This is a genomic window from Escherichia sp. TW14182 (assembly GCF_000208525.1).
Taxonomy (GTDB): domain Bacteria; phylum Pseudomonadota; class Gammaproteobacteria; order Enterobacterales; family Enterobacteriaceae; genus Escherichia; species Escherichia ruysiae.
Genome location: NZ_AEJZ01000197.1, coordinates 1 through 10,914 on the forward strand (window position 1 = coordinate 1; position 10,914 = coordinate 10,914).

Consider the following 10,914-nt stretch of genomic DNA (forward strand, 5'->3'; position numbering starts at 1 on the left):
TCCGAACCGTAGGTCGGATAAGGCGTTTACACCCGTCCGTAGCGATCCGCGAAGCGCACCACATCATCCTCTTCGAGATAAGAGCCGGAGCGTACTTCAATTAAATCGAGCGGAATTTTCCCTGGATTTTCCAGGCAGTGCGTCGCCCCCAGCGGAATATAAATAGACTCGTTTTCGCCAAGCAGTTTGATATCACCGTCAATGGTGACTTTTGCCGTTCCCGCGACAACCACCCAGTGTTCCGCGCGGTGATGGTGCATCTGTACCGACAAGCCCTCACCGGGTTTCACGGTGATGCGTTTTACCTGGTAGCGCTCGCCTGCGTCGATAGAGTCATATTTGCCCCACGGGCGATACACTTCGCGATGTACCCGATGCTCATGGCGGCCATCGGCTTTGATCTGCTCGACCACTTTTTTCACATCCTGCACCGCGTTACGGTCGGCAATCAGCACCGCATCTTTGGTCTGCACTACCACCAGATCTTTCACCCCGACGGTGGTGACCAGGCCAGATTCGGCATACACGTAGCTGTTTTCAGTTTTGTGATTAATCACATCGCCGTGGCAAACGTTGCCCTCGGCGGTGTGGGCGCTGATCTCCCATAATGAAGACCAGGAGCCGACATCGCTCCAGCCCGCATCCATCGGCACCACAACCGCATCTGCCGTGCGTTCCATGACCGCGTAGTCCACCGACTCTTCCGGGCAGGCGAGAAACGCTTCTTCATCCACCCGTATAAAATCGAGATCCGGATCGATGGCGCTCATCGCTTTTTCACAGGCATCGAGAATATCCGGGCGATATTTTTTCAGTTCTTCGAGATAGCGTCCGGCGCGGAACAGGAACATGCCGCTGTTCCAGTAATATTCGCCGCTTGCCACATAGGCCTGCGCGGTTTCCAGATTCGGTTTTTCGACAAACTGCGCCACTTCAAAGGCCACCGTATCCTGCTCACCCGCAGACACTTCACCGCGACGAATATAGCCATATCCGGTTTCAGGTAGATCCGGCACAATACCGAAGGTCACCAGCTTGCCCGCTTCGGCATATGGCATGGCGTTACGCACGGCGGCACGGAACGCGTCTTCATCGGCAATCACATGATCCGCCGCCAGCACCAGCATTAATGGGTCGCTCTCCGGGCTATGACGTTTTGCCGCCAGCGCCGCTAGCGCAATGGCCGGTGCAGTGTTACGCCCTGCCGGTTCGAGAATAATGTTCTCGGTAAGTTTGTTCAGTTGACGCAGCTGTTCCGCAACAATAAAGCGGTGCTGCTCATTGCAAATCACCACCGGGCTTTCGCACTCCACGCCGTTCAGGCGGCAGATGGTGGTTTGCAGCATGGTGAGATCGCCTTTCAGGCATAAAAACTGCTTGGGATAAAGTACGCGGGAAAGCGGCCATAAGCGGCTACCGGAGCCACCTGCCATCACGACTGGATAGAGTTTCGACTGCGCCATAATTATCCCCGAATATCATTTATAAATTGACGTAACACGTTCTCTTTATCGAGCGTGCGTTCGGCATATTCACGTGCCACCGTGTTGTGTTTGGGCAGCAGGAGCGCCTGACAAATCCCCGTCACCAGCGCCTCGACCGATTCCGGTTCTACGCAAACCGCAATTCCCGGAAAGGTTTCGCAAAGCTGCCCCAGTTCTGTATGGGCTTCTGCGGTAATCACCGCGTTACCGCCTACCGCCAGAATATTGGTCAGTTTCGACGGCAATACGGCATCTGCCGCGCCGCGTTTTTGCACTACCAGATGGCAATCGCCCATCTTCAGCAGTGCGGGTAAAGCGTCATACGATTGCAGCGGGAAAAACTGCAAATTGGTCAGTCCACGCTGCTGCGCCATTTTTTCCAGCCGCGCTTTGCCGCCGCCCTGCCCGACAATGGCAAAAATCAGCGGTTCATCGCGCAGGCGATCGGCAGCTTCAATAACGTTTTCCAGCCCCTGCTTTTCACCAATATTGCCGGAGTAAAGAATGATTTTTTTGTTATCCGGCAGGCCAAGCTGGTTACGAAGGGCGTCAACATCAGCCTCTACGACATGCTGAAAACGGGCGATTTCCGACCAGTTGGGGAAGAAGATGACCTTTTCCGCCGCCACGCCTTTTTCGACAGCTTTATTCATCATTGAGCGCGAAATGGTGGAGACGTTATCGACGTTATGCAGTCCGCTACGTTCGAACGCCGTTGCCAGTTGTGCCACTTTGCCTTTTCCGGCAAGACCCAGTCCCAGCATGGCATCCACTTCGTAATCCTGAATATGCAGCACGGTACGCGCGCCAGAGAGTTTCGCCAGCAGGCGCATTCCCGGTGTGCAAAACAGCGTTGGCACCACGCCGATAATGCGATCCGGCTTCCAGCGACGTTGCGCCATCAGCGGAAAGAAACTGCTGGCGGCAAAACTGCCGAGATGCAACAAGCGTTTCAGGGTGCTCGGCTGTTTTGGCACATACAGCGGGCAGCGCCACACCGTAGCCACGCCCTCTTCTCGTTTGTAACGCCAGGCAGAATAGTTCTCCCCCACCTGCCACTGTGGGTAGTAAGGCGGCGCGGTAATGACCCGCACCTCATGACCTTGTGCCGCAAGCCATTCCACCATCTCGCCGGTGTATTTGCCGATACCGGTTAACTCCGGCGAGTAGTTAATGCCGTAGACCAGTATTTTCATAACCCGGGTACTCCGGCACGCTTCTCAGCGAGAAAATAGGCGCGGCTGTTAGCGTGAACTTCGTCACTGGCGAGCAACGTGTCCGGCGTCAACCAGCGGTAATCGTCATGCTGCTCATCCGGCAGTAACAGCTCTTCTTCCGCTACCCTGAAGCGAAAACCGAGCACCACATAGTGAGTGGTGAAATCCGTGCCAGAGAAGTTATCGTCATAAAAGTGCTGCCAGACGCCGTAAAACTGGCCTGCTGTTATCGGCAGACGCAGCCCCAGTTCCGCCATCGTCAGCCGCTCAAATGCGGCTTCCAGCGTTTCGTCTTTCTGCACGCGCCCTCCCGGCACAAACCAGTAACCCTGCGCCGGGCGGTTGGTTCTTTTGCCAAGCAGAAACTTGCCGCGACTGTTCTCGACAATAAAGTCGAGAGAGACAAGCGGAGTGGAGCGCACTACCGTGGCAAAGTCTTCCTGACGTAAAAACATCATTACCCCCGAAAGCGGTCTTGATTCTCAAGGAACCACTGGTAAGTGCTGGCAAGCCCCGCTTCCAGTGAGATTTCGTGATACCAGCCAAGCTGATGCAGGCGCGTCACATCCAGCAGTTTGCGCGGCGTACCGTCCGGTTTGCTGGCATCAAAAACCACCCGACCTTTGTAACCCACCACTTTGGCGATGGTTTGCGCCAGCTCGCGGATAGTGCAGTCAACGCCCGTGCCGACGTTAATGTGCGACAGCATCGGCTGGGTATTTTCCAGCCAGACTTCGTGCGCCAGCTCCATCACGTGAATGCTTGCTGCCGCCATATCATCGACATGCAGAAATTCACGCATCGGTGTACCGCTGCCCCACACCACCACGTCCGGCGCATTCTGTGCCGTCGCCTCGTGGAAGCGGCGCAGCAATGCCGGGATCACGTGCGAGTTACTCGGATGGAAGTTGTCATGCGGCCCGTACAGGTTGGTCGGCATGACTGAGCGGTAATCGCGTCCGTACTGGCGATTGTAAGATTCGCACAGTTTGATCCCGGCGATTTTGGCAATGGCATAAGGCTCGTTGGTCGGCTCCAGCGTACCCTGCAATAACTCGCTTTCTGCCATCGGCTGTTTTGCCAGTTTCGGGTAGATACAGGACGATCCGAGAAACAGCAGTTTGTTCACGTCGTTCTGATGCGCGGCGTGAATGATGTTGCTCTCAATCATCATGTTCTGGTAGATGAAATCCGCCGGATACGTGTTGTTGGCGACAATACCGCCCACTTTCGCCGCCGCCAGATAGACCTGGTCAATGCGCTCGCTGGCAAAGAAATCATGCACCGCACGGCTATCCAGAAGGTTCAGCTCGTCGCGGGTGCGTAATACCAGTTCCACATCACCGCGCTGTTCGAGCTGCCGCCTGATGGCGGAACCGACCATCCCGCGATGGCCAGCGATAAAAATGCGTTGTTTACTCATGCTTATGACTCCAGCGCAATCGCCACGTCGTAGCCGTGAGATTTCAGCAGAGAGTGTTTTTTCGCCGCTTCGAGGTCATTAGCCACCATTTCAGACACCATCTCTCTGAGGGTGATTTCTGGTTTCCAGCCCAGTTTTTCGTGCGCTTTGGTCGGGTCGCCGAGCAGCGTCTCTACTTCAGCAGGACGGAAGTAACGCGGGTCAACGGCGATAATCACATCGCCCGGTTTAACGCCCGGCGCGTCATGCCCGGTGACGGAAACCACAATGCCCTTCTCTTCAACGCCCGTACCTTCAAAGCGCAGTTTGATGCCCAGTTGTGCCGCCGCCATTTCCACGAACTGGCGCACGGAGTACTGAACGCCGGTAGCGATAACGAAATCTTCCGGTTGTTCCTGTTGCAGCATCATCCACTGCATTTTTACGTAGTCTTTGGCATGGCCCCAGTCACGCAGGGAATCCATATTGCCGAGGTACAGGCACGACTCCAGCCCCTGGGCGATGTTGGCGATTGCGCGGGTGATTTTGCGGGTGACGAAGGTTTCGCCACGGCGCGGAGATTCATGGTTAAACAGAATGCCGTTGCAGGCGTACATGCCGTAGGATTCACGGTAGTTAACGGTGATCCAGTAGGCGTACAGTTTGGCGACCGCATACGGAGATCGCGGGTAGAACGGCGTGGTCTCTTTCTGCGGGATTTCCTGCACCAGACCGTAAAGTTCAGAAGTGGAGGCTTGATAGAAACGGGTTTTCTTTTCCAGACCGAGAAAACGGATCGCCTCCAGCAGACGCAGCGTGCCCATCGCATCAACGTCTGCGGTGTATTCAGGGGATTCAAAAGAAACCGCAACGTGGCTCATCGCACCCAGGTTGTATACTTCGTCCGGCTGTACTTCACGCAAAATACGCGTCAGGTTGGAAGTATCACTCAGGTCGCCATAATGCAGATGGAATTTCGGGTTGCAGGTGTGCGGATCCTGATAAATGTGATCCACGCGCTCGGTGTTGAATGACGATGCACGACGCTTAATGCCATGCACCTCGTAACCTTTCTCCAGCAGCAATTCTGCCAGGTAAGAACCATCCTGTCCGGTTACACCGGTGATGAGAGCGACTTTTGACATGTCTTATTCCTCTGTATTTTTTGAATTTATTCAGTTTCAACGCGTTCGCGTATCACCACTGCGGGATTCCCCCGGCAAATGGCATTTGCCGGAAGCGATTTAAAAACACTGCTTCGCGCACCCACGACGGTGCCGTTGCCGATCGTGACGCCTGGGGCAACAAAAACATCGGTTGCCAGCCAGCATTTCTCGCCAATCACAATAGGCGTGGCGTTAATGGTGAAATGTTGACTTGCATGGTCGTGGCTCCCGGTGCATAAATAACTTTTTTGCGATATCACCGAATGTGCGCCAATGGTTATTTCACCGAGGGTATATAAATTGACCTCATCGCCGACCCACGCGTAATCACCTAAGGTTAATTTCCACGGATAGGTAATTTTTACTGACGGACGAATAACTACGTTTTTTCCTATTTTTGCGCCGAATAAACGTAATAAAAATGCCCGCCAGCGATACAATACTTGTGGCGACCAGGCAAATATTGTTGCCTGTACTGCCCACCACAATTGCACTTTAATAGCGTTGCCGCCCCGGAACCCTTTCGGCACCGAGAAACCACTTAAATCTTGCATCGTTTTCCCTTATATTCAGCTTTTGTTATATAAGGCTTTCGTCTTTGAGGTAGTACGTTGGCGTAAATGCCAGGATAATTCTGCCCAGAAGCCAGGTACATGTAATATTTGCCGTTGGACTTTTTTCGCGTCTGCACACAATTCCATATTATTAGTGGTAGATACCCCACCCATAGAAAATTCAGACACCAGACCATTGAGTTTTTTAAATGCATAACCGGCTTTATACATTTTGGCTGCCAGGGCGTAATCGGAAGAAACTTTATATTCCAGGTCATAACGCCATTTTTTCAAACCGGATACCGGGAAAAATATCGCCTGATGACTGGCGGGCAGGCTGTGATAAATATACCAGCCCGGTTTGGCGCTACGTTTAATTTTATGCCCGTCGCCAAAATCCAGCAGCGCATCGCCGGTGATCATCACGTTATCTTTTTGCATTTTTAACTTACGGACAAAAATTGCGGTATCCTGATGAAAAATATCGCCCGAGTTGAGAAACAACGCGAACTTGCCTTGTGCCATCGCAATGCCCTTGTTCATGGCGTCGTAGATACCGTTATCTGGCTCGCTGACAAAGCGTAGGTTATAGATACCATTGAGGTTTTCCAGATACTCACGGGTGCCGTCGTTGGAACCGCCATCGACAACAATCCATTCGAAGCTGATATCGTCAGCCTGCGCCAGATGCGCTAGCGAGGCATGTGTTTTGACTATCCCTTCGAGGTTACGAAACGCGACAGTGATTATGCTAAGCAACATGTTCTTATTCTTACCTCGTAATATTTAACGCTTTTCGCAAAATAAACGGACAGACGATTAAAAAAGCATATTCCGGGCTAAATATCGAACCGGTAAAAAACAGCGATACCGGCGTAAAAAGATAAAGCTGCACGCGAAAATTACGATTATCGCCAAAAGCGTTGAGCATCATTTTTATCACTTTCCCCATGTACCACAGAGATAAAAACACCGCGAACCAGGAAAAATAAATAATCAGCAGATACAAACCATTGTCTATGGTTTTTCCGACATCCGCACCGTTAAATATTCCGAATGATGCGACATATTCATAAAGTGAGCCAAATCTGACTACACCGTCAATATGGGTCAAAGAATAACCGACCATCACCAGCGGACCGACAATACGATAATACGATGACGACCCTTCTGTGCCTAAATCTCCCAGACGGGTGGAAATATAAGGAAACGCGATTACCACACCAATCAGGAATACAGCCAGAGAAATCAATGCTAACGGTAACTTTTTCTTAATCGCTTCTTTATTCAGATACTGAAATGCCCACTCCAGCAAATAAAACAGGATAAAGGTCATAACACCTGAAAACGATCCGGATAATATTATTCCTGCGAGAATCATAGCATCAGTTTTAGGCGTTTTGATACCAAACTGTTTGATACTGAGCCAAATTGAGATTAACGCCAGAGCGAAAAATGCTGGTTCGAAATAAAGTGCCGTAGTTCGCTTACCGCCGAATTTAATGAAATTCAGTACATAGCTGTTGCTGTAAATCAGATATTTCGAAATCGACTCCATAATACTGCTGCCGCCGGTGAGAATAATTTGCGCCATCTCCACCGCCGCCAGCGCCACCACCAGCCCAACCACCAGATAAAAGAAACGTAATATCTTGCGATGGTTGTGTGGCGAGATCGTTTTAAAGCGAATGCTCCACACCATGCCAATAATGATCACGATATAGACAAACAGCATGGTTGAAGTGACGTATTTACTGGCATCCAAAGACTGACCAAACAAATAGTTAAACGCCGTGAGCCCCGCGCCGATTCCTAAGGCAATCATCAATTTTTTAACGCTGATGCGCTCTAAAAACAGCAGCAGCAAGACAGGTAAAAAAGTGACGATGGTGATGGGAAAACTTTCGCCAAGTTGGGCAATTTTGACGTTAACCAGCAGGTAAATCAGCGGCAGCAACAGGTAGCTACAGATTCTGATAGACGTTGACATACTCCTCCAGCATCTGTTGTCCACTGTAGGCGGCGCGGCTGCGTTGGCTGAACTCAGCCAACGTAGTACCAAATATCGCCTGCGCGATTTCCGGTTTGCTTAACTGCACCAGTTGCAGCACGTCTTCTTCGCTGACGGTTGTACCGCCGGATTTTTGCAGTACTTCCCGCGCTGCGTCGCTATGGGTAGCAATCACCGGCACACCAATCGATAGCGCCTCACACAAAATCAGCGGGTAGTTATCGACACCAGAACTGAAGACCAGCGCGTCCATTTGATTGAGCGCACTCATCAGCTTACGTTTGTCGGTTTCAAAGCCGTGATTGACCACATTACCAGCGGTGAACGGCGAGAACTTACCGAAGGTATGCAGTTCGATTTTGTCTCCCAGCGCCATCATCTCGCGCACCAGTTGCTGGTTAGTTTTGCCGTCGTAACGCAGGTCATGCGCCACCACCGCGATTTTCGGCTTGCCCTGGGTTTCGCGCACCGGAGGCAAATCCGCCAGAATCGCTTCGGTTGCCATATCAATACCGTTATTGATAATCCGGCAACGCCCTGGACCGTACAGGCTATTGAAAGCGTCAGCCACATGCTGGCTGGGGGAAATAAACTGACAGCCCAGCGCCAGCATCTCGCGGAACAACTGGCGTTTACCCGCCACCAGCTGGTGCGCGCGATCAATCTTCACCGGTGGATAGTTATTTAAGGTCGGGCATTTCTGGCAGCCCGTTTTCCAGCCTTCGCAACCGTCGGTAAAGGCGCAGCGCCCGGTAACGCTCCAGTGATCATGCAGCGTCCAGACCAGAGTGATGTCTGGTTTGTGGTTTTTCACTTTTTCGCAAAAGCGCACCACGCAGTTAAGATTCAACCAATAGCTGTGCAACACATGAAAATGCAGGACTACCGGCCCCGAAGTGCGGGTTATGGAACGATACAACTCATTGAAATTGCCAAACAGATCGCGATTAAACAGACGAAACAGCGCGATGTTCGCCATCGCGGTCATCCGAGGCGTATGTTTGATGACCTGCGGATAGTTCTGATGGCTGACGCTCTCTTTGCCGCCTTTGCCGTAGCCGTAGACAAAATGTGACGCCAGCCCCTGTTGCAGCGCACGCTGGTGGAGATCTAACGCCACACCTGCCGCCCCGCCTTCCGCCAGTCGCACATTAAATTGCAGAATATTCATTTAATTACCTTCACTCGCGCTTTTTCTCCCACCACCAGCGCGTTGTCCGGGACAGAGTCGAGCACCACGCTGCCCGCGCCCACGGTGACGTTGTTACCAAGCGTGATATCACCCAGAATAATGACGTTGGCACCGAGTTCGACGCCATTGCCAATGTGTGGACATGCCATGTTATCGGCGCCACGATTGCCGATAGTGACGCCGTGGCGAATGGTGAAATCATCCCCCGCCACCACGTTTTTATTGATCACTACGGCGTAACCGTGATGGATAGTAAAACGACGGCCAATGGTTGCGGCGGCCTGGATTTCATAGCCGAAAAAGCATTCAGTGATAATGCGATACAGCACCAGCAGCGGAGCCGCCCACAGATTATTGAGGGCGTTCTTTTTGCGCCACACCGAGCAAAAATGGGCGACACGATAGGCAAGAACCATGCAACACGGGCGTAAACTCCAGCTGTTAGCGCGCAGATCTTCCAGCATCCTTAACGCCCCCGTATTCCATCAGCCAGACGTTTGCCGTTACGCACCGACAGCAGCGTCAACAAGGTGCGCCAGGTCATACGTTTATTGCGGATCTGGTAGAGGGTAAACAGCTGATATTTTTTGCTGGCGCGGTCAAATTTGTCTTTGTGCTTGCGGTAAAAGTGGAAGTATCCGGAGAATTTTTTCGGTGACGAGGTGATCTGCATTTCACCGTGATTGATATGCAGGATCTGCGTCGCTTCTTCCACTTTCCACGGTTCGCCATACTCCACCACCATCCGCAGGAAGATGTCGTAATCCTGTGCCGCTTTCAGTTCGGTATCGAACAAACACTCTTTGAAACGCCACGCCCAGGTAAAGACCTGATTGCCAATGATATTGCGTTTATAGAACAGGCGGCGTGAATACGGCGATTTGGGATACAGTGGCAAACTTGCTGGTTGGGAATAGACTTCGCCCTGGCAAACGTAGTCGTTGGCGTACAAAAAGGCGTGAGTGACCAGTTGCTGTTTATGGGCGAGGAAGACGCTCAGGCGGTTGGGCGTCCATTCATCATCGTCATCGATCCCGGTAATGTATTCCCCTTGCGCCAGCATAATAGCCTGGTTACGTACCGCGCACGCCCCGCTGTTAATGTCGTTGTGAATGTAGGTAATACGCGGATCGTTGAGGGCGGTGACGTACTGCTGAAGTTGTTCCCAGGAGGTGGAGCAATCATCCACGATGATCATCTCCCAGTTACTGTAGTCCTGGCGCAGGACCGATTTTATCGCCCGAATCGCCAGTTGTTGGCGGTTCCAGGTCGGCATATAGATTGAGATCAGCGGATTGTCTTTCATTTGTTGTTCTCCCGGCTTATGAGCTGGTTTGCTTGCCGGATGCGGCGTGAACGCCTTATCCGGCCTACGGGGCGGTGCGAATGCAGGTGTCGTTATTTCACATCCGACTTATATTCGTATTCGTAATAGCCATAATCCTGATACGCGCTGGCGCGGCGGAAGATGGAGTTCAGAATCACCCCTTTCACCGGAATACCGTTTTGCTCAAAGCGGCTCAGGCTGGTTTCCACTTCTTTTAAGGTGTTGACTGCATAACGCGCTACCATCAACGTGGTTCCGGCGTGACGACCAACAATCGCTGCATCGGTTACCGCCAGAATCGGCGGCGTATCAATCAACACCAGGTCGTAGTTTTTACTCGCCCAGCTCACCAGTTCGGCAAAGCGTTCGCTCATCAATAGTTCAGAAGGATTTGGCGGCACCTGACCGCGCGGGATCAGGTCAAATTTGGGAATCGAAGTGGGTTTAGCAGCGGTAGTAATATCGCCCTGACCAAGCAAAATCTCTGACAGGCCATTGACGTTATTGGTGCCCAACAGCTCGTGGGTATAGCCTTTGCGCATATCGCAGTCGATCAACAAC

Annotated in this window: 12 protein-coding genes; all 12 read right to left on the reverse strand. The window is 52.1% G+C overall.

All coding sequences use genetic code 11. The features are described 5' to 3' along the window. Window positions 1–26 precede the first annotated feature (26 nt). On the reverse strand, window positions 27–1,463 hold the full coding sequence (gene cpsB, locus EQY_RS0116155; RefSeq protein WP_000079281.1) for a mannose-1-phosphate guanyltransferase: 1,437 nt from the start codon (window positions 1,461–1,463) through the stop codon (window positions 27–29). Between the two features lie 2 nt (window positions 1,464–1,465). Continuing rightward, on the reverse strand, window positions 1,466–2,680 hold the full coding sequence (gene wcaI / locus EQY_RS0116160; protein ID WP_000699767.1) for a colanic acid biosynthesis fucosyltransferase WcaI: 1,215 nt from the start codon (window positions 2,678–2,680) through the stop codon (window positions 1,466–1,468). Beyond that, on the reverse strand, window positions 2,677–3,156 hold the full coding sequence (gene gmm / locus EQY_RS0116165) for a GDP-mannose mannosyl hydrolase (RefSeq protein ID WP_024212618.1): 480 nt from the start codon (window positions 3,154–3,156) through the stop codon (window positions 2,677–2,679). Before gmm ends, wcaI begins: the two co-directional genes overlap by 4 nt. Window positions 3,157–3,158: 2 nt before the next feature. Next, window positions 3,159–4,124, reverse strand: a complete 966-nt coding sequence (fcl, locus tag EQY_RS0116170; RefSeq protein ID WP_000043606.1) for a GDP-L-fucose synthase — start codon at window positions 4,122–4,124, stop codon at window positions 3,159–3,161. A gap of 2 nt (window positions 4,125–4,126) precedes the next feature. Further along, window positions 4,127–5,248 (reverse strand): GDP-mannose 4,6-dehydratase, encoded by a 1,122-nt coding sequence (gene gmd, locus EQY_RS0116175; protein ID WP_000048207.1) that lies wholly within the window; start codon window positions 5,246–5,248, stop codon window positions 4,127–4,129. A gap of 26 nt (window positions 5,249–5,274) precedes the next feature. After that, window positions 5,275–5,823 carry a colanic acid biosynthesis acetyltransferase WcaF gene (gene wcaF, locus EQY_RS0116180; protein ID WP_001153562.1) on the reverse strand — a complete coding sequence of 183 codons (549 nt, stop codon included), beginning with the start codon at window positions 5,821–5,823 and terminating at the stop codon, window positions 5,275–5,277. A 15-nt stretch (window positions 5,824–5,838) separates the two neighbouring features. Next, window positions 5,839–6,585, reverse strand: coding sequence for a colanic acid biosynthesis glycosyltransferase WcaE (wcaE, locus tag EQY_RS0116185; protein WP_000927048.1), 747 nt, complete (start codon window positions 6,583–6,585; stop codon window positions 5,839–5,841). 10 nt (window positions 6,586–6,595) lie between these two features. Next, window positions 6,596–7,813 carry a colanic acid polymerase WcaD gene (wcaD, locus tag EQY_RS0116190; RefSeq protein WP_000107803.1) on the reverse strand — a complete coding sequence of 406 codons (1,218 nt, stop codon included), beginning with the start codon at window positions 7,811–7,813 and terminating at the stop codon, window positions 6,596–6,598. After that, entirely contained in the window at window positions 7,788–9,005 is a 1,218-nt protein-coding gene (gene wcaC, locus EQY_RS0116195) for a colanic acid biosynthesis glycosyltransferase WcaC (protein ID WP_001023867.1), read from the reverse strand. Before wcaC ends, wcaD begins: the two co-directional genes overlap by 26 nt. Continuing rightward, window positions 9,002–9,490: a colanic acid biosynthesis acetyltransferase WcaB gene (wcaB, locus tag EQY_RS0116200; RefSeq protein ID WP_000888726.1), complete on the reverse strand. Its 489-nt coding sequence runs from the start codon at window positions 9,488–9,490 to the stop codon at window positions 9,002–9,004. The genes wcaC and wcaB overlap by 4 nt, the downstream gene beginning before the upstream one ends. A 2-nt stretch (window positions 9,491–9,492) precedes the next feature. Next, on the reverse strand, window positions 9,493–10,332 hold the full coding sequence (gene wcaA, locus EQY_RS0116205; RefSeq protein WP_000654503.1) for a colanic acid biosynthesis glycosyltransferase WcaA: 840 nt from the start codon (window positions 10,330–10,332) through the stop codon (window positions 9,493–9,495). Window positions 10,333–10,424: 92 nt separating this feature from the next. Continuing rightward, on the reverse strand, window positions 10,425–10,914 hold a 490-nt coding region (locus EQY_RS0116210; protein WP_000674376.1), incomplete at its 5' end, for a polysaccharide biosynthesis tyrosine autokinase.